The organism is Enterococcus sp. AAFC-DPL-6103 (genome assembly GCF_058216595.1).
In genome coordinates, this window is the sequence record NZ_CM177102.1 from 1148219 (window position 1) to 1168548 (window position 20330).

At 37.2% G+C, this 20330-nt stretch carries 20 protein-coding genes; all 20 read left to right on the plus strand.

Annotated features, from left to right (window positions below):
• The first annotated feature begins 120 nt into the window (after positions 1 to 120).
• The 20 genes from AC4BC3_RS05610 (at position 121) to AC4BC3_RS05705 (ending at position 20321) form a co-directional block, all read left to right on the plus strand.
• Positions 121 to 855 carry a metallophosphoesterase gene (locus AC4BC3_RS05610; RefSeq protein ID WP_206908925.1) on the plus strand — a complete coding sequence of 245 codons (735 nt, stop codon included), beginning with the start codon at positions 121 to 123 and terminating at the stop codon, positions 853 to 855.
• Between the two features lie 155 nt (positions 856 to 1010).
• Positions 1011 to 3191, plus strand: a complete 2181-nt coding sequence (locus tag AC4BC3_RS05615; RefSeq protein WP_206908927.1) for a Tex family protein — start codon at positions 1011 to 1013, stop codon at positions 3189 to 3191.
• Between the two features lie 3 nt (positions 3192 to 3194).
• Positions 3195 to 3665 (plus strand): SprT family protein, encoded by a 471-nt coding sequence (locus AC4BC3_RS05620; RefSeq protein WP_206908929.1) that lies wholly within the window; start codon positions 3195 to 3197, stop codon positions 3663 to 3665.
• 27 nt (positions 3666 to 3692) lie between these two features.
• Positions 3693 to 4454, plus strand: coding sequence for a YdcF family protein (locus tag AC4BC3_RS05625; RefSeq protein ID WP_206908931.1), 762 nt, complete (start codon positions 3693 to 3695; stop codon positions 4452 to 4454).
• Positions 4455 to 4583: 129 nt separating this feature from the next.
• Positions 4584 to 5918 (plus strand): UDP-N-acetylmuramate--L-alanine ligase, encoded by a 1335-nt coding sequence (gene murC / locus AC4BC3_RS05630; protein ID WP_490467188.1) that lies wholly within the window; start codon positions 4584 to 4586, stop codon positions 5916 to 5918.
• 157 nt (positions 5919 to 6075) lie between these two features.
• Positions 6076 to 6561 carry a MaoC family dehydratase gene (locus AC4BC3_RS05635; RefSeq protein ID WP_206908935.1) on the plus strand — a complete coding sequence of 162 codons (486 nt, stop codon included), beginning with the start codon at positions 6076 to 6078 and terminating at the stop codon, positions 6559 to 6561.
• Complete coding sequence (locus AC4BC3_RS05640; RefSeq protein ID WP_206908937.1) at positions 6554 to 7237, plus strand: Bax inhibitor-1/YccA family protein; 684 nt, start codon at positions 6554 to 6556, stop codon at positions 7235 to 7237. The genes AC4BC3_RS05635 and AC4BC3_RS05640 overlap by 8 nt, the downstream gene beginning before the upstream one ends.
• Positions 7238 to 7356: 119 nt before the next feature.
• The gene (polA, locus tag AC4BC3_RS05645) at positions 7357 to 10002 is read left to right on the plus strand and encodes a DNA polymerase I (protein WP_206908939.1); all 2646 of its coding nucleotides are present in this window, start codon (positions 7357 to 7359) and stop codon (positions 10000 to 10002) included.
• 24 nt (positions 10003 to 10026) lie between these two features.
• Complete coding sequence (gene mutM / locus AC4BC3_RS05650; RefSeq protein ID WP_206908941.1) at positions 10027 to 10863, plus strand: DNA-formamidopyrimidine glycosylase; 837 nt, start codon at positions 10027 to 10029, stop codon at positions 10861 to 10863.
• Positions 10836 to 11453: a dephospho-CoA kinase gene (gene coaE / locus AC4BC3_RS05655; RefSeq protein ID WP_490467293.1), complete on the plus strand. Its 618-nt coding sequence runs from the start codon at positions 10836 to 10838 to the stop codon at positions 11451 to 11453. The genes mutM and coaE overlap by 28 nt, the downstream gene beginning before the upstream one ends.
• A 201-nt stretch (positions 11454 to 11654) precedes the next feature.
• Positions 11655 to 11987, plus strand: a complete 333-nt coding sequence (locus AC4BC3_RS05660) for a CsbD family protein (RefSeq protein ID WP_206908945.1) — start codon at positions 11655 to 11657, stop codon at positions 11985 to 11987.
• Between the two features lie 268 nt (positions 11988 to 12255).
• Entirely contained in the window at positions 12256 to 12756 is a 501-nt protein-coding gene (gene nrdR, locus AC4BC3_RS05665) for a transcriptional regulator NrdR (RefSeq protein WP_206897794.1), read from the plus strand.
• A gap of 13 nt (positions 12757 to 12769) precedes the next feature.
• Positions 12770 to 14152 (plus strand): replication initiation and membrane attachment family protein, encoded by a 1383-nt coding sequence (locus tag AC4BC3_RS05670; RefSeq protein WP_206908947.1) that lies wholly within the window; start codon positions 12770 to 12772, stop codon positions 14150 to 14152.
• Complete coding sequence (gene dnaI, locus AC4BC3_RS05675; protein WP_206908949.1) at positions 14152 to 15078, plus strand: primosomal protein DnaI; 927 nt, start codon at positions 14152 to 14154, stop codon at positions 15076 to 15078. Before AC4BC3_RS05670 ends, dnaI begins: the two co-directional genes overlap by 1 nt.
• A 30-nt stretch (positions 15079 to 15108) precedes the next feature.
• On the plus strand, positions 15109 to 15528 hold the full coding sequence (locus AC4BC3_RS05680; protein ID WP_490467189.1) for a hypothetical protein: 420 nt from the start codon (positions 15109 to 15111) through the stop codon (positions 15526 to 15528).
• A gap of 292 nt (positions 15529 to 15820) precedes the next feature.
• Positions 15821 to 16522, plus strand: coding sequence for a tRNA (adenine(22)-N(1))-methyltransferase (locus tag AC4BC3_RS05685; protein ID WP_206908952.1), 702 nt, complete (start codon positions 15821 to 15823; stop codon positions 16520 to 16522).
• Positions 16519 to 17640, plus strand: coding sequence for a Nif3-like dinuclear metal center hexameric protein (locus AC4BC3_RS05690; RefSeq protein ID WP_490467190.1), 1122 nt, complete (start codon positions 16519 to 16521; stop codon positions 17638 to 17640). Before AC4BC3_RS05685 ends, AC4BC3_RS05690 begins: the two co-directional genes overlap by 4 nt.
• A 15-nt stretch (positions 17641 to 17655) precedes the next feature.
• Complete coding sequence (pepT, locus tag AC4BC3_RS05695; protein ID WP_206908963.1) at positions 17656 to 18888, plus strand: peptidase T; 1233 nt, start codon at positions 17656 to 17658, stop codon at positions 18886 to 18888.
• Between the two features lie 202 nt (positions 18889 to 19090).
• On the plus strand, positions 19091 to 19987 hold the full coding sequence (locus AC4BC3_RS05700; protein WP_490467191.1) for a diacylglycerol/lipid kinase family protein: 897 nt from the start codon (positions 19091 to 19093) through the stop codon (positions 19985 to 19987).
• A 61-nt stretch (positions 19988 to 20048) separates the two neighbouring features.
• Positions 20049 to 20321 (plus strand): DUF1294 domain-containing protein, encoded by a 273-nt coding sequence (locus AC4BC3_RS05705; RefSeq protein ID WP_490467192.1) that lies wholly within the window; start codon positions 20049 to 20051, stop codon positions 20319 to 20321.
• Positions 20322 to 20330 lie beyond the last annotated feature (9 nt).

Consider the following 20330-nt stretch of genomic DNA (forward strand, 5'->3'; position numbering starts at 1 on the left):
TAACCGTTGCCACTAAATAGTCGCTAAAAGAAAAGCAAAAACCTGTTTTTCTTTTAGCTTTTTTTTGTTGGAATCACTTGTAAATTTACGCTATACTTTTTAAGAAGGGGTGTGGTAGTTATGAAATCTTTGCTCTATGCAATTAGTGATGTCCATGGAGAATATGAATTGTTTCAAGAATTAGTACGTGACTATGATCCAACAATTCATCAATTAGTTTTGATTGGTGATCTAAATGATCGCGGACCGAAAACAAAAGAATGTTTTTTACTTGGAATGAAATTAGCGAAAGAAACTGGCGCCATTTATCTACGTGGCAATCACGAGGAGTATTTCTTACAATTTTTACAATCGCCTGAAGATTGGTATAATGCGTATTTGCGTAACGGTGGTAAAGAGACTTTTGAAAGTTTATTACATCCAGGTGCGACAGAAGAGTATTCTCCAACAGAAATCGCAATGATGATTCGTTCAAGATATGATGAACTGATTCAATTTTTAGTGGAGAGACCTTTATATTTCGAATGGAAACACTATTTATTTGTTCACGCAGGAGTAGATTTAACGAAAAAAGATTGGCGAGAAACCAGCCCAAGAGATTTTATTTGGATTCGTGAACCTTTTCATAACGGAAAAAATCAAACGGGGAAGACCATTGTTTTTGGCCACACAATTACGCCAATGTTGCATGGCGATATGCAAACAACAGATTTATGGCTAAACGACAATAAGATTGGGATCGATGGCGGTGCAGTGTTTGGCGGATCCATCCATGGCGTGATTTTTGACGAGCAAGGGATCGTTCAAGACATTGAGTATCAAAATAATCAGGGACCATGGCAACCAGATTTTTGATTTGAGATTTGTAAACGAAGAGCGAAACTAAATTTTCTAAAAAGTGTAGACATCTTGTTCTATGCTTTTTATTTTGTCATTCCGCCTTTTTTTATTCCATAAAAAAAGTATGCTAAAATAGACAAGCGACTAACAAACTAAAGGAGAACATCTCGATGACAGAAAAACTCAACCAAACAATTATCCAGCTTGTACAAAAAGAATTAGCAAGCTATAACACAAAACAATTAACAACGGTTCTTCATTTATTGAGTGAAGGAAATACAGTTCCTTTCATTGCACGCTACCGAAAAGAAATGACAGGGAGCTTGGATGAAGTCCAAATTCGGGAAATCGAAGAACGTTACGCATACTTAGAAAATTTAGAAAAAAGAAAAGTCGAAGTTTTACGCTTAATTGACGAACAAGGAAAATTGACGCCTGAATTAGAAGCAGGGATCCTTCAAGCAGTTAAAATGCAACAAGTAGAAGACTTGTATCGTCCATATAAACAAAAACGCCGTACAAAAGCAACGATTGCCAAAGAAAAAGGATTAGAGCCACTTGCTGAATGGTTATTGCAATTGAATGACCAAAAAGTGGAAACCTATGCGCAAACATTTATTAATGAAGAAAAAGAAGTTTTGTCCGTAGAAGATGCACTGCAAGGAGCGCATGAAATCATTGCGGAACAAGTCAGCGATACCGCTAAATTCAGAACTTGGATTCGTTCTTATACTTATAATAAGGGGAGTTATGTAAGTTTAGTAAAAGATGCGGACTTAGACGAAAAAGGTGTCTATGAGATGTATTACGACTTCTCAGAGCCTGTTCATAAAATGGTTTCTCATCGTATTTTAGCAACAAATCGTGGTGAAAAAGAAGATATTCTGAAAGTCAACCTGCAAGTAGACGAAACAGCAGTAATGGATTATTTGGAACGTCAATTAGTTGGCAATCCAGCTTCACCTGCAGCAAGTTATGTGCGTGAAGCTTATCAAGATAGTTATAAGCGATTTATTTCTCCAGCGATTGAACGTGAAGTTCGCAATGAGTTAACTGAAAAAGCGGATGAACAAGCCATTGCGATTTTTGGTGAAAATTTGCGAAACTTACTATTGCAACCACCTTTAAAAGGAAAAGTTGTGTTAGGCTTCGATCCAGCTTATCGTACGGGCTGTAAATTAGCGGTAGTTGATGCTACAGGGAAAGTCCTAGCAATTGAAGTCATCTATCCACACAAACCAGCTTCTCAAACAAAACGTGAAGCAGCAAAAGGACAATTTATAAAATTAATCAATCAATATCAAGTGGATATGGTTGCAATCGGAAACGGAACTGCTAGCCGAGAATCAGAATTATTTGTAGCGGAACAATTAAAAACTGTGGATCACACAGCATATTATGCCATTGTCAATGAAGCTGGTGCCTCTGTTTACTCTGCAAGTGAAGTCGCTCGAACGGAATTTCCTGATTTGCAGGTTGAAGAAAGAAGTGCTGTATCAATTGCACGCCGTTTGCAAGATCCATTGGCAGAATTAGTCAAAATTGATCCGAAAGCAGTTGGGGTTGGGCAGTACCAACATGATGTTTCCCAAAAAAGATTGGCAGAGCAATTAGACTTTGTTGTTGAAACAGTCGTTAACCAAGTGGGTGTGGATGTAAATACGGCTAGCCCCCAACTGTTACAGCATATCTCTGGGTTGAATAAAACAATTGCACAAAATATTGTTACTTACCGTGATGAAAATGGTGCGTTCAACGCACGTACGCAATTGAAAAAGGTTCCAAGATTAGGGCCAAAGGCATACGAACAAGCCATTGGATTTTTGCGGATACCAGATGGAAAAAATGTATTAGACAATACGGGTATCCATCCAGAAAGTTATGCGGTAGCAAAAGAAATTTTAGCTATGAACCAATTAACTGAAAAAAATCTGGGCACTTCTGAAGCAACAGAAGTCTTAAAACAATTAAATCCAGAAACTCTAGCGAAAACTATGGAGATTGGTGAAGAAACATTGACCGATATTTTAGAAGGTTTGACACAGCCAGGACGTGATATGCGGGAAGAAATGCCAGCACCGTTATTGCGCCAAGATGTTTTAAGTATGGAAGACTTGAAGGCAGGTATGGAATTAAAAGGAACTGTCCGAAATGTTATCGACTTTGGTGCTTTTGTGGATATTGGTGTAAAGCAAGATGGCCTCGTTCACATCTCAAAATTAAGTAAAAAATTTGTTAAGCATCCAACAGATGTAGTTTCTGTTGGGGATGTCGTAACCGTATGGGTAGAACAAGTCGATGTGAAGAAAGGTCGTATTAGTTTAACCATGCTTTCACCTTATAAGGAGTAAAAAGTGACACAAGAGGAATTACAGATGCTAGTTGAAGCCATTTCGATTGAGTGGTTTCAACAGCCGTTTACACATGAAGCTATATTTAACGCACGCCTGAAAACAACAGGCGGACGTTATCATTTGAATGATCATCATTTAGACTTCAATCCGTCGATGTTTGCTCAATCTGATGAACAAACAGTTGTCGGAATCATTAAACATGAACTATGTCATTACCATTTGCATTTAGCTGGTAAAGGCTATCATCACCGAGATAATGACTTCAAACAGTTGTTACAACAAACTGGTGGATTGCGTTATGCGCCAACTGTAGCAAAAAAAAGCAGTAAAATTGAATGTTATCAATGCGTAGGTTGTCAGACAATGATTTATCGAAAACGGAAAATTGATACAAAACGGTTTCGCTGTGGGCGCTGTCGTGGGAATTTAGTTTGGCAGGAAACAAAACGGCTAAATAACGATAACGACTAAATAGATAAGGAAAGGAGTATTGTTCGGATGATTGATAATTGGAATCAGCTACTAACATTTTTAGCGGATCAACCAGCTATGGATGTAGCTACACATAGACAAACGGCTCCGCTCCTGATCCTTGCAGGGAACGGATTGCCAGTTTTGGTTGATCATGCAGCTGATCTTTTGCAAAAAAAACAGATTGAACAAATTTTTTTAGTAGGTGGAATAGGTCATGCGACACCAATACTTCGAAGAAACTTTGAAGAGCAAGGATTTTTATTTTCAGAAACACTTAGTGAAAGTGAGATGTATCGTTGTTATCTACAAGAAAAATATCATTTTTCAGATGCGCAGTTAGTCATTGAATCGTACTCCACAAATTCTGGTGAAAATGCTCGATTTGCGTTAGATAAATTGCAAGAGATACAGTTATTCCCACAAAAGATTTTATTGATGAATGATCCTATATTACAGCGACGAACAAGAGCAACTTTTGAAAAAGTATGGGAGAACACAACTGTTGAATTTGAAAACTATGTACCGATCGTTCCACAATTAGCACGTTGGTCTGATGAAGAAACAAATACTAGCATGGCGTTTACGCAATCAGAATTAAACCATCAATGGCCATCGGATTACTTTAAATCATTAGTCTTAGGAGAAATCGCTCGCTTACATGATGATGAATACGGTTATGGTCCCAAGGGAAAAGGCTATCTCAACCATGTCGAAATTCCGACAGAGATTTGGACAACTTATCAAGCCATTCTGGGCCAGACAAAATGGCAATTTTCTCGTTCTTAACTCATTATTTTGCAAGAAAAAGCATTTGCGAACAAATTTGGTTGAAATTTTTATTTGTTTATAAGATAATGAAAATCGTGTTGAATATGTGAATGAATGATGGATGATAGATAAGAGAAGAGGATTCAAATGACAAAACAAGAAAAATTATATCATTTTGTTGGTATCAAAGGTTCAGGTATGAGCTCATTAGCGCTTGTATTACATGAGCAAGGACTAAATGTCCAAGGATCAGATATTGAAAAATATTTCTTTACACAAAGAGATTTAGAAAAAGCAAATATAACAATTTTGCCATTTAGTGCAGATAACGTTAAATCAGGTATGACAGTCATCGCAGGGAATGCGTTTCCTGACACACATGAAGAAATCCAACGTGCCAAAGAACTTGGACTTGAAGTAATTCGTTACCATGATTTCATTGGTGATTTTATTCAAAACTATACAAGTATTGCAGTAACTGGTTCACATGGTAAAACAAGTACAACTGGGTTACTTTCGCATGTATTGACAGGTGTTCGCCCAACTAGTTATCTGATTGGTGATGGTACTGGACATGGCGATCCACGCGCAGAATTTTTTGCATTTGAAGCTTGCGAATATCGTCGTCACTTTTTAGCTTACTCACCTGATTATGTGATTATGACAAATATTGATTTTGATCATCCTGATTACTATACAAGCATTGAAGATGTATACAGTGCATTCCAAACAATGGCGCACCAAGTGAAAAAAGCCATTTTTGCGTATGGAGATGATGAATATCTAAGAAAATTAGAGGCAGATGTGCCGATTTATTACTATGGTATTAGTGATAACGATGATATCCAAGCACGAAATATTGAGCGTACAACAACTGGTTCAGCTTTTGATGTGTACCATGAAGATGAATTTATTGGCCATTTTGTGGTTCCAGCTTTTGGAAAACATAATATTTTAAATGCTTTAAGTGTCATTGCAGTTGCTTACTTTGAAGACTTAGATCTTAAAGAAGTATCAGAAGAAATGTTGACTTTCCCTGGTGTAAAACGCCGCTTTAGCGAAAAAATCGTTTCAGATATGACAATTGTTGATGACTATGCACACCATCCAGCAGAAATTCGTGCAACGATTGATGGTGCACGTCAAAAATATCCAGATAAAGAAATTATTGCTGTCTTCCAACCACATACATTTACGCGAACTATTGCGTTGATGGATGAGTTTGCTGAAGCATTAGACTTAGCTGACCACGTATACTTGTGTGATATTTTTGGCTCAGCTCGTGAGAAACAAGGGGATGTTAAGATCGAAGACCTTGGTGAAAAAGTTCAAAAGGGTGGCCAAGTTCTGAAAGAAAATAACGTTTCACCATTGTTAGATTACCATGATGCAGTTGTTATCTTTATGGGAGCTGGTGATGTTCAAAAATTTGAACAAGCCTATGAAAAACTATTGAGCAACACGACAAGAAACGTCTTGTAATCATTAACAAATGGCGAAATCAATCAAAAGCGGCCAAAAAAGTTTTGTCTTTTTGGCTGCTTTCTTGTATACAAAAAGCGTAGTTTTCATAACTTGCCTTTTTGCTTGGTTTTGGTACAATTGTTCTTGAGTAAAATAAAACTGGAGGGTTTCTATTTTGAATATAGGTAAACCGAGAAAATTAGGAAAAACAATAAATGAGTTAGAGGAAGGCGACTCGTTGTCTTTAACAGAATCAATTGAAGACAATCAGCTGTTGCTTTATTTAGGATTAACAAATGATGCGAATCCATTATATATTCAACATGATTTTGCGCAAAAAACAGAGTATCAACAACCAATTGTGCCATCTGTGATGTTAATGGGTATCATTACAAGTGCTGTTTCTAAGCATTTACCTGGTCCAGGCTCGCACGTTGTGAATTTTTCTGTTAATTTTATTGAACCAGTTTTCCACTACGAAACATTGACTTTCCAATTTGAGGTCATAAAAGTAGACAAAATGAAAGACGTCGTTACGATTTCTGTTGAAGCAGAAAATAGCGAAGGCAATCGCGTACTCGACGCTGTGGTGATGGTTCAGCCACCTGCTGATCCAGAACTAGAAATTGAATTTGAAAGTGAAGGTGAATTAAATGAATAATCAAAGCGTAGCAAATGAAGGAATCAATCGTTTCTATTCTAAAGTGTATGGCTACTTAGGAGTAGGATTGGCGTTAAGTGCATTGACTTCATATTTAGCACTATCCGTTTTTCCACAACAAGTGGCAGCATTTATTAATGGTTTTCCATTAGGTTTTATAGGACTTTGGATCGTTCAAATCATTTTAGTGTTGGTGCTAAGTGCGAAGGCACAAAAAAATCCAAGTTTAGCGATTGGAGGTTTCATCGCCTACTCATTACTAAATGGATTGGTATTAGCTGTGACACTTGCTTTTTATGATATAGGAACAATTACGCAAGCATTTTTGACGGCAACAGGTATGTTTATCGGTATGTCAGTTGTAGGCATGGTTACTAAAAAAGATTTGAGTGGGGTTGGTCGTGCAGGATTAGCTGCATTGATCGGTGTGATTATTGCTATGTTTGTCAATATTTTCTTGCTTCATAGTAGTGCAGTAGATTTCTTCATCTCAATCTTGTTAGTTTTGATCTTTGCTGGAATCACTGCTTATGATAATCAAAATATTCGTAAAGTCTATATTCAAAGTAATGGAACTGCAAACAGTGGCGTGGCAGTGTTTATGGCTCTTCAATTGTATTTAGATTTTATCAACTTGTTCCTTGCATTTTTACGAATTTTCGGAAGAAACAATTAATTTTTAACATTGAGGCGGGTAGGAGATAAACATTTTCTCCTATCCGTTTTTTCTTTTCGCTTTCCAAGACATTCTTTGTTAGAATAAATAAGAACTTTACGGATGAGGAGCTAATTGACATGACAAAAAATAAATTATTATTGGTCGACGGGAACAGTGTCGCCTTTCGCGCATTTTTTGCGTTGCATAATTCACTAGAACGTTTTAAAAATCGAAATGGATTGCATACCAATGCAATTTACGCTTTTAATACAATGTTTGAGAATGTGATGCAAAAAGAACAACCGACACACGTATTAGTTGCCTTCGATGCAGGAAAAACAACTTTCCGTACAGAAATGTACGCTGAATATAAAGGTGGACGTTCAAAAACACCTGGTGAATTCAAAGAACAGATGCCTTACATTCGTGAATTGTTAACAGGGCTCGGTGTAAAATATTATGAACTACCAAATTATGAAGCCGATGATATTATTGGTACGTTGGCAGAAAAAGTAGATAAAGAAGTATTTGATGTTGTTATTCTTTCAGGGGATCGAGACTTGACACAATTAGCTACGGATGATGTCAAGGTGGATATTACTGTGAAGGGTGTTAGCGACATTGAAAGTTATACACCCGAACATATTGCTGAAAAGTATGACGGATTGACACCTAAACAAATCATTGACATGAAGGGGTTAGCTGGTGATGCTTCTGATAATATCCCCGGTGTAACCAAAATTGGTGAAAAAACAGCGATCAAATTACTCAAAGAATATGGCTCGGTTGAAGGAATCTATGAACATATTACTGAAATGAAAAAAAGCAAGATGAAAGAAAATCTGATCAATGATCAAGAACAAGCTTTTCTGTCCAAAAAATTAGCGACAATCAATACGGATGCACCTGTTGATGTTGCGATTGACTCATTGAAATATGAAGGAAAAAACTTAGAAAAATTAGTACCATTCTATCAAGAGATGGAATTTAAGCAATTTTTGGCTAAGCTTGATATTCATGAGGAAGAACCAGAGCTATCAGATGTTCTATTTGAAGTAGTGACAGATTATCAACCAGAAATGTTTACCACAGATATGGCACTGTATGTCGAAATGTTAGGGGAAAATTATCATACAGAAGACATTGTTGGTGTTTCTTGGGGAACAAAAGAAAAAATTTATGTGACCAATGACCTTGGTATTTTCGAAAGTGAAGCATTTGAAGATTGGTTGAGTGACGGAACACGTCTGAAAAAAGTTTACGATGCAAAGAGGACGTATGTGGCTTTAAATCGTTACACGGGTAAGACACAAGGGATTGATTTCGATGTTCTTTTGGGCTCTTATTTGTTAGATACTAATGATAAAAGTAGCGATATCGAAGGTGTAGCTGCACATTATGGTTATCAAGAGATCCAATCAGATGATGCAGTTTATGGAAAAGGTGCGAAAAAGGGGTTGCCTGAAGAGGAAGAAGTTTTCTTTGCGCATCTTGCACGTAAAGTGGCGGCAATCAACGCACTGACACCAATCTTGAACAAAGAATTAGAAGAAAAAAATCAAGCAGATTTGTTTTATAAAATGGAGCTGCCATTGTCACAGATTTTAGCAGAAATGGAAATCAGTGGAATCAAAGTCGATGCTTCTCGTCTACAGGAAATGAAGATCGAGTTCTCAGAACGTCTAAAAGAAATTGAAGAAAAAATTTATGCGGAAGCTGGCGAAGAATTCAACCTAAATTCACCTAAACAATTAGGTGTTATCTTGTTTGAAAAAATGGGTCTTCCCGTTATTAAGAAAACTAAAACGGGTTACTCAACAGCGGTTGATGTGTTAGAACAATTAAGAGAACAAGCACCAATCGTTGATGACATCTTGGTCTATCGTCAAATTGCAAAAATTCAATCTACTTATGTAGAAGGACTATTAAAAGTGATTCAATCAGATGGGAAAGTGCATACTCGTTATGTTCAAACACTAACCCAAACTGGCCGCTTGAGTTCGGTTGATCCAAACTTGCAAAACATTCCGATTCGTTTAGAAGAAGGTCGGAAAATTCGTGAAGCATTTGTTCCAAGAAAAAAAGATTGGTTGATTTATTCTTCTGACTATTCTCAAATCGAGCTACGTGTATTAGCACATATTTCTGATGATGAACATCTGAAAGAAGCCTTTTTGGAAGGGCAAGATATCCATGCAAGTACAGCAATGCGTGTCTTTGGGATTGAAAAAGCAGAAGATGTAACACCAAATATGCGTCGCCAAGCAAAAGCCGTTAACTTTGGAATTGTGTATGGCATCTCAGATTATGGTTTGTCACAAAATCTTGGTATTTCTCGAAAAGCGGCACAACAATATATCGACACGTATTTTGAAAAATATCCTGGTGTGAAGTCATACATGGAGCGTATTGTTCGTGAAGCAAAAGATCAAGGCTTCGTGGAAACACTGTATCATCGTCGGCGCTATTTACCAGAAATCAATTCAAGAAACTTTAACTTGCGTTCATTTGCAGAACGGACGGCTATCAATACACCAATCCAAGGTAGTGCAGCTGATATTTTAAAAATCGCGATGATTGATTTGGCGCAACGATTGAAAGATGAAAAACTAGAAGCAACAATGTTATTACAAGTACACGATGAATTAGTTTTTGAAGTTCCAGAACACGAATTAGAAACATTAGATCGATTAGTCAAAGAAGTGATGGAAAATGCTGTTTCGCTTCATGTGCCATTGATTACTGATAGTAGTTGGGGAAAAACATGGTACGAAGCAAAATAAAAAAGAAAAAGGTGAAGAAGAAACATGCCTGAATTACCAGAAGTTGAAACGGTCCGTAAAGGGCTAGAACGTTTGGTCACAGGAAAAAAGATCCAAAAAGTGCAAGTCTTGTGGCCCAAAATTATTGAACAACCAGAAGCACCGATTTTTGAGGCAACATTGATTGGCGAAACCATTGAATCAATTGGACGCCGAGGGAAGTTTCTGATTTTCCATTTAACCAATTATGAGTTGATCTCTCACCTGCGAATGGAAGGAAAATATTCTTTTGTAGAAGAAAATCAACCATTAGATAAACATACTCATGTCATTTTCTTTTTTGATGATGGCAGTCAGCTTCGCTATAATGATGTTCGGAAATTTGGGCGGATGACGCTAGTGTCAAAAGGACAAAGTGATACTTATCGTGGAATCATGAAATTAGGTCCAGAACCACTACCAGATTTATTTACTTTGTCAGCATTTGAATCAGGTCTTAAAAAATCACACAAAGCAATCAAACCGTTACTGTTAGATCAGCGTTTAGTAACGGGCTTAGGAAATATTTATGTGGATGAAGCATTATGGGAAGCGAAAATCCACCCAGAACAGCCTGCCAATACATTAAAAAGAAAAGAGATCGAGACACTTCGATTAGCAATTATTGATGTATTGGGGCGAGCAGTGGAAGCTGGTGGAACAACGATTCGTAGCTATCTCAATGCACTTGGAGAAGCGGGTAGTTTTCAAATGGCCCTTCATGTTTATGGTCAAACAGGCCAACCATGTGTCCGTTGTCAAACACCAATTGTCAAAATAAAAGTTGCACAAAGGGGGACTCACTATTGTCCAAAATGTCAGCAACTAAAATTGCCAAAGTAGGTTTCGTTTTAGGTTTAACTGGAAGTATTGCAACAGGTAAAAGTACAGCAGCTGAAGTTTTTAAAAAACATGGGATTCCAGTAATTGATGGTGACGTAGTGGCAAGAGAAGTTGTCGAACCTGGAACTGATGGTTTGATGGCAATCGTTGAAGTATTTGGCAAAGAAATCTTGAATGAAGATGGTACACTAAATCGTAAAAAATTAGGTACTGTCGTATTTGCAAACGATGAATCGCGGCAAACCTTAAATCGTGTATTGAATCCGTTTATCCGTGGACGTATCAAACAACAAATTGCTGAGAAAAAAAGACAGAATCCCTTAGTTGTTGTTGATGTTCCTTTACTGTTTGAAGGGCACTATGAACGTTACATGGATGCTGTAGCAGTTGTTTATACTACAGAAGCGATTCAGCTTGAACGATTGATGAAACGAAATCAATTAACAGAAACTGAAGCATTAAAACGAATAAAGACGCAGTGGTCAATCGAAGTGAAAAAAGAACGAGCGGATATTTTGTTTGATAATACTCGAACAAAAGAAGAATTAGTCCAACAAGTCGAGTCATGGCTAAAGCAACAATCTTTATAACAGATTAAAAATACAAAAGCAAAGTGCTTCGTTAGCTAAACGGAGTGCTTTGCTTTTTAGTTTAATGCTTTTTTTGCTTACAAGTCATCAAAGACGTGAAACAAGTATTTTTACATCTATGAGAATGATCAATTAGTCGTATATTTTGAGTATCTTGTTCATTTTTGTTATGCTAAAGATAAGAAAAGGGGAGGGATTTGTATGGGAAATATCAAGAATCAAAAAGATAAAGTTGTCGGATCTGCCAAAGAAAAGATTGGTGAGTTACTTGATAAAGAAGAATTAAAAAATGAAGGCCGTGTACAAGCCGAGATTGGGAAAAAGAAAGCAGACCAATATAAAGAACGAATTGCTGAACTAGATGATCAACAAGCAGAAAAAGAAGCACGTCAACAAGATCTGACACAAGAACGAAAAAAAGAAATGACTGATCGAACAAAAAAGCCACTCCCAGACGCTGAACACATCCCTGATGAACAAAAAATTGAAGAACAACGGTTAAAACATTACACTGGTATTGAAGAAAAATTGTAGTTTTTGAAAACATGAGTCATGTTTTCAAAAGGAAACAGTTGAAAATCTTTCACAGTTTCGTTTTGATCGTCAAATGAGTTGTGATAAACTTTTGTCACAACTCATTTTTTTGCGATGAATGGATAAAAACGCTTTATGGCCGATGAAAACTGCATCTTTTTAGTTGAGAAAGTCGCTTAACATAAAAGTTTCATGTTATAATGCAACTAACTATGAAAGAGCAGAATGTTCTTTTTATAAAACTTAAATGATACATGAGGTGAACTAAATGAGATGTCCAAGATGTCAACATAATAATTCCCGTGTTATTGATAGTCGTCAAGCAGATGATGGTCGGGCGATTCGTCGTCGACGTGAGTGTGAAAATTGCTCATTTCGTTTTACAACATTTGAAAGAATCGAAGCTGCACCACTGCTAGTTATCAAGAAAAACGGTGAGCGTGAAGAGTTTAATCGAGATAAGATTTTAAGAGGATTGATTCGTTCAGCCGAAAAACGTCCAGTTGCTATGGAGCAAATGGAGCAAATTGTGAACCATGTAGAAAATCGTGTCCGAAGTTTGGGCGAAAACGAAGTATCAACCAATTTAATTGGGGAATATGTCATGGAAGATCTTGTAAATTTGGATGAAATTGCCTATATTCGTTTTGCAAGTGTGTATCGCCAATTTAAAGATATGTCTGTATTCTTAAAAGAGTTGCAAGATATCGTAGAGAAGGCAAAAGAAAATAACAATTCTAAAGATACCGAAGACGAAAGTACAGAATAAAGGGGGCATTTCCTTGGAAAATGCTTGGAAAGAGCTTCAACCAAAAAATATCTACCAAGGAAGAAAGCGGAGTCCTTTAAAAGAAGAAAATCGAAATGCGTTGCTCTATCTTTACCAACCTTTGATTGGTGGAGAAGCGCTTAGTATTTATCTTACTCTTTTGACAGAAATTTCTTTAGAGACTGGCCAAGGACCAGAAGGACTTCACGCAGATTTATTGAGTAGTCTTGGTTGTGGTATTCCTCAATTTTACGAAGCACGAAAAAAACTTGAGGGAATTGGCTTATTAGATGTTTATTATAAAGAAGACCCTAGCCTAGGTGCATGTTTCCTGTATGAATTACTGGAACCAATGTCGGTGAAACAATTCTTTATGGATTCTGTTTTAAGTTTTTTACTATTAGAAAAGGTTGGTCAACGTCGCTTTGATCAGTTAGTTAAACATTTCGAACCAAAAAAACTTTCAACAGAAGGCTATCAGAAAAAAACTAAAAAATTTTTAGAAGTGTACCAATTTAACGAGGCATCCTTTGCCGCTGACAAACAGCAAATCGAGAAGCTGGAAGAAACATTTACTGAGCAAGCAATAACGAAACGGTTACCTGAAAAAAGCACGATTGACTGGTCTTTTTTGACAAACTGGTTGCAAAAAAAACATATTGACAAACCAGATGAACCAACCATCAAACAACTCGAAATGTACCAACAATTGTATGGATTGGATGATTTAGCTTTAGGTGAGAAAATCGTTGAAGCGTACGACTTCACAGAGCAAAAAATTTCTTTGAAAGAACTTCAAAAAATCTTTTTGGCAAACCCTGTGAGTCAATCATCTACGCTAAAGGTACCTGCAGAAAATCTAGACAGCACCGAAATCAAAAAGGTGGAATCAGCGCCTAATCATGGACAACTGTCTGCAGCCTCTGTGCAGTTAATCAAAGAGGCCCAAAGTGTTCCGCCAATGAAATATTTAGAGTCAATCAAAAAAGAAAAAAATGGGTATGTATCTAAATCAGAAACGTGGTTGATGCAAGAGCTTGTTTCTCGCTCAGGGCTTCCAAGTAGTGTCATCAATGTGCTATTGAATTACGTATTGGTCATCAAAAATCAAGCAAGTTTAGGGACAAACTATGTCAACACAATTGCTAACGAATGGGCACAACAGAAAATCATGACAGCGGAAGATGCTATTGCTCATATTAAAAAGAAAAGCCAAGAAAGCGCAGAGAAAAAGCAAACGAGAAACTACTCAAATACTCGTCGAAATGTGCGCCGAGAAAAATTACCTGATTGGGTAAATCAACCAAAAGATGAGAAGAAAATCAGTCAAGAAAAACAAGCAGAAATTGATCGTCGCTTTAAAGAATATCTTGCTAAAAAGGAGGGTGACAACTAATGGAAGATGTTGGAAGAGAGCTAAAAAAGATCATTAGCAAACGTAATTATCAAGAAAAGTATGCCGAAATGATTCAAGAAGTATTGAATGATTCAGATGTTCAAGCTTTTTTGGCAGAACACCAAGAGCGTTTAACACAAGCAGATATTGAAAAAAGTTATGCAAAACTTTATGAGTTTGTTCAAGAAAAGCGAAAATATCAGAAAAATGATCCAACAATGATTGCACCAGGCTACGAGCCAAAACTGGTGTTGAACTTTCATTATGTGGATGTCACCTACGTACCGACTGAAGCATTAATTGCTCGACAAAAACAAGAAGAAATCCGTAGTCGTGTGAAAGCAATGGATATGCCGAAAGATATACAAACGGCTACATTTGAAGGATTTGAGCAAACAAGTGGCCGTAGTGATGCCTTTTTTGAAGCATTCAATTTTGTGGAGCAATACACAAATGATCCTAAAGGTTACCACAAAGGGCTATATTTAGTTGGAAGCTTTGGAATTGGTAAAACGTATTTATTAGGTGCAATTGCACATGACCTAGCAGTTGCAGGGTATACAACTACGCTTGTTCATTTTCCGACATTTGCAGTTGAAATGAAGCAAGCAATTGGAAAAGACCAAGTTTCGGACAAACTAGATGCGGTGAAGCGCTCGCCCGTCTTAATGATGGATGACATTGGAGCCGATGCAATGAGTAGTTGGATTCGTGATGAAGTATTTGGTGTTATTTTGCAATATCGAATGCAAGAACAATTACCGACATTTTTCTCATCAAATTTTACAATGGATGAGTTAGAAAAACATTTGTCTGTTACACAACGTGGTGATGAAGAACCATTAAAAGCTAAACGTATTATGGAACGAATTCGTTATTTAACAAAAGAAATCGAGATGACTGGAAAGAACCGTAGAAACAGCTAAAAGTGAATAAAAGAACGGGAGATGTGGTTTATGAAGCGAATAGTATCTTGCTTGACCTTAGCGACAACATTTTTATTATTGACTGCTTGTGGCAATCAGTCTACGAATGATGGACAAACAACTGAAACGACTTCTAATTCATCGACACATGATCAAAGTGTTTTTACTGGGACGGTCGAAGAAGTAACTGAAAGCGACGAAGAGGATCAAATCATTCGCGTAAAATTAGTTGACGTCAAGGCAAAGATTGATCCTGAGAATATTGGAACATCATTTGAGCATGACGGTGTCATTCTGAATGCACCAGCAGAGAAAATCAAACCCAGCGTGGATGCTTTGTCAGAAGGTACAGAGATCGAGTTGACCTTGGCTAAGACACCTGTAATGACAATGTCGTTGCCACCACAAATTCCAGGGAATTCAATTATTCAAGTTTTGGCTATCCAATAACTGAATGAGCTAAGCAACCGATTTTTTAATTTCGCAGGAGTGGCGAAGTTGGGAAATCGGTTTTTATGTTAGCGTAGTAAGATAACTTGAATTCTTCACTTGTACTTTGTCAGCTACAATAGGGTGAAGGAACGAAATAGTGCACTTACTTATGAACGATATCATAGTACGATGTTCAAGTGAAAAGAATAAAAATTTTGAAAGAGGGATATCGAGAAAAAGGATTTTCTGTCCTATCCCTCTCCTTATTTTATGGAGGAAATGCTATAATGATTGGAAAAGGAGTGAGGTTATGAACCATTTAGATTTATCGCGACGCTTAGCTGCTGTTGGAGAATTTGTTCCTGCAAAAGCGCGTTTAGCAGATATTGGCTCAGATCACGCCTATTTGCCGGTTGCATTGATGCTAAAAGGAAAAATTGAGTTTGCAGTTGCTGGTGAAGTGGTGAAAGGTCCATTTGAGTCCGCGCAAAAACAAGTTAGAAAAGATGGCTTAGAAGGGCGTATTATTGTTCGTTTGGCGAATGGTCTGGCAGCAATTGAACCATCAGATGGAATTACCGCCATCACGATTGCTGGTATGGGTGGCGCATTGATTCGTGATATTTTAGAAGCAGGAAAAACACGTCTAACTCAAAAGGAGCGCTTGATCCTTCAACCCAATATTGGTGAGCGTACGCTTCGAGTTTGGTTGCAAGAAAACCAATATCAGATTATTGAAGAAGTTATTTTGGAAGAAAATAAAAAAATCTACGAGATTATCGTGGCGGAAAAAGCGACTAGTCCAGTAACTTACTCTCCAGAAGATCTGATGTTTGGACCTATTTTACGAAAAACAAAGAATGCTATTTTCAAAGCAAAATGGCAAAGAGAACTTACGCAACGTGAAGCTATCGTTCGGCAAATGATTCAAGCAAATAAAGGTGCCGAAATCAGCGAACGCCAACAAACATTTGAAGCTGAAATCAAACAGATCCAGGAGGTGCTGAAATGATTAATGCACAAACATTCATTAATCGTTTTGAACAGTATTGTCCTCAATGGCTTGCAGAAGAAGGCGATCCAGTCGGTCTACAAATTGGCACATTGAATAAACCAATTCAAAGAGTCATGATGACGTTAGATGTTCGTCCAGAAGTAGTCGAAGAAGCAATTGTTAAAAAAATCGACTTACTAATTGCCAAGCATCCACCGATTTTTCGTCCAATCAAGCAGTTGACTACTGATGGTCCGCAAGAAAAAATGTATGCAGATTTACTGAAACATGAGATTACCGTTTACGCCGCGCACACAAATATGGATATTATTTGGGACGGATTAAATGACTGGTTTTGTGAGCAACTAGGTATTCAGGTTGAAAACTATTTAGTAAAAACACATGAAGTAGGATATAAAAAATTAGCAGTTTATTTACCTGTTGAGAATGCAACAACTATGCGTGAAGCTCTTGGACTTGCTGGTGCAGGTCAATTAGGCAACTATTCAAACGCAAGCTTTACCTCAGTCGGGCAAGGTCGTTTTACGCCTTCACAACAAGCACATCCAACGATTGGAACACCTGGTAAAGCAGAAAAAGTTCAAGAAGCAAAAGTGGAAGTGATTTTTCCAGAAACAATTGAGCAAACAGTTCTTCAAGCCATGAGAGCGCATCATCCATACGAAGAAATCGCTTATGACTTGTTTTCAATTGATGCACCAAAAGAAAGTTTTGGATTAGGACGTATCGGAACATTGCCACAACCATTAGACCTAACAACGTTCATTGAAAAAGTCAAAACGGGACTTCAAGTTGATGACTTACGTGTCGTTTTACCACCTCAACTAACTGAGCCAAAAGTTCAGCGGATTGCGATTTGTGGTGGAAGCGGTGAAAAATTTTATCCGTCTGCATTGAAGCAAGGCGCAGATGTTTACATTACGGGGGATCTCTACTATCATACAGCACAAGACATGCAAAGTGCTGGTCTGATCGCGATTGATCCTGGACATTATATTGAGTCATTATGTAAAGAAAAATTTGTTGAAAAATTTGAATCTTGGAAACAAGAAGAACAATGGGATCTTGATTTTTTTGTTTCTGAAACGAATACAAATCCATTCCAATTTCATTAAAAAGGGGCAGATAATATGTACGAAAATCTTTTACCACGTTTTTTAAAATATGTGAAAACTGAAACACGCTCAGATGCAACAAGTACAGCAACACCTTCAACAGCTACGCAAATTGCTTTTGCACAAGAACTCAAAAAAGAATTAGAAGAACTAGGCCTATCTGATGTTTTTTACAATGAGGAAAATGGATTTGTAATGGGAACTTTACCCAGTAATGTAGATTATCCTGTTCGTTCAATAGGCTTTATTTCCCACATGGATACGGCAGATTTCAATGCAGTTGGTGTTAATCCACAAATCATTGAAAATTATGATGGTGAGTCAACGATCGTTTTGGACGAAGCAGGACAATACACGTTGAATACCAAAGATTTTCCCAACTTGAAAAATTATGAAGGACAGACATTGATTACAACAGACGGCAGTACATTGCTTGGTGCGGATGATAAAGCAGGGATTGCTGAAATCATGACAGCTATGGAAATCTTGCTTAAAAATCCGACGATTCCACATGGCGAAATCAAAGTAGCATTTGGTCCTGACGAAGAAATTGGTGTCGGCGCAGATAAGTTTGATGTTGATCAGTTTAATGTAGATTTTGCTTATACGATTGACGGAGGTCCATTGGGGGAATTGCAATATGAAACATTTAGTGCAGCTCAAGCGAACCTAACGATTCTTGGAAAAAATGTTCACCCTGGAACAGCGAAAGATACAATGATCAATGCTTTACAATTAGCTATTGATTTTCACAACCAGCTTCCTGCAGATGAAGTTCCTGAAAAAACAGATGGTTATGAAGGTTTCTTCCACTTAATGGCACTAACTGGTAACCCAGAAGAAGCTACAATGAGTTATATTATCCGCGACCACAATCGTGAAAAATTTGAAGCACGTAAAGCTTTGATTTCAAGCATTCAAGAAAAAATGAATCAAGCATTTGATCAAGAACGAATCAAGGTGGACATGTTTGATCAATACTACAATATGAAAGAAATCATCGAAAAAGATATGAGTATTGTTGAACTAGCTAAACAAGCAATGTTGGATTTAGACATCAAGCCTGTGATTGAACCCGTTCGTGGTGGAACAGATGGCTCAAAAATTTCTTATATGGGTATCCCAACACCAAATATTTTTGCCGGTGGCGAAAATATGCACGGACGTTTCGAATTTGTTTCGTTACAAGTGATGGAAAAAGCAACTGATGTAATTGTAAAAATTGCTGAGTTAAATACAAAAAAGTAACAAACAATTTTTGATATCAATTGAAGACATCAAAAATTTTTTTAAAAGGTTGAGACAAGTGAGTGAATCATTTGTCCCAACCTTTTTTGTGTGCTGTTGAAGCTACCTTATTCAAGTTTGTTAATAAAAGTCACATCAACAATCGCAATTTTTTTCATTTTTGGCAAAAAAAAGTAAAATAGAGTAGAAGGTGGGGATAATTATGAAAAATTTACTAGTTTTTTATAACAAAAGTTCAGGAAAAGATGAAGGAGAGGAGTTGGCTAAATGGTTTCAACAATATGCGAAGAACAAACAGCCCGATTTAGACGTTCGGTTAACTCAAACTGGACCTGAAATTCGTGATGAAACATTGATTGAAAAAGCTGAATCTTTTGATGCAGATACATTGGTTATCATTGGTGGTGACGGAACGATTCATCATATTGTTAAAGCTTTTAAAAAAACAATCGGAAATTATCATATTGGTTTGTTACCAGGAGGAACGGTGAACAATCTCGCTCGCGTATTGGAAATTCCTTTAGAAAAAGAAGCAGCTGCTGATGTCATTTTAGCAGCACAGACGAGAGCTATAGATTACGGAACGGTCAATGATTCAGTCATTATCTCAACGTTAACAGTTGGCTTATTAGCTGATACAGCAATGCGTGTGAGCCAAGAAGAAAAGCAAAAATTTGGGCCGTGGGCATTTGCTAAACGATTCATTAAACTGGTCGTGCAAAAACGTCGCTACCGTTTAAAAATCCAAACAGATGACAAAAAATGGGAACAAAAAGCACAACTACTAACGGTTACCATGACGAACTCAGTAGGTGGATATACAAATTTTGATGATTTAGCAAGCCCTGATGATGGGAAATTTCACGTGACGATCATTCCTAAATTGAATTTCTTTTCTTACATCTTTTATTTACCACGGATTATTCGAGGAAAATTCTACACTGTTCCGGGAATTGATTATTACACAACAAGTGAATTACAGCTTGACAGTGAAAAGAAAGTAGGCACGCGAACAGATGGAGACACGACAGATGATTTACCAATTAAGATGACAGTGGTACCAAAAGGGTTGACTGTTTATGTACCAATCAATAAATAGTCTTTACATTCAATAGTAGTTTAGGGTAATCTTAAAAAGTACGATTTGAAAAGGAGAAAAGATGGAAGTTTTGATACACAACCCTTTATGGTTCTATTTGATTATTGTTAATTTGTATTTGTTTTGTTTGATGGGCTATGATAAACACCAAGCAAGAGTTGGCGCATGGCGCGTTCCTGAAAGCAATTTGATTTTTGTTAGCCTGCTTGGTGGTGGATTGGGAGGATCGATTGCTCGTAAAGTTTTTCACCATAAGACATTAAAGAAAAAATTCACGATTGGCTTTACTGCAGGTGTGATTGTTGATGTAATTTTGATTTATTTTTTCCATTAAGGAGTAACG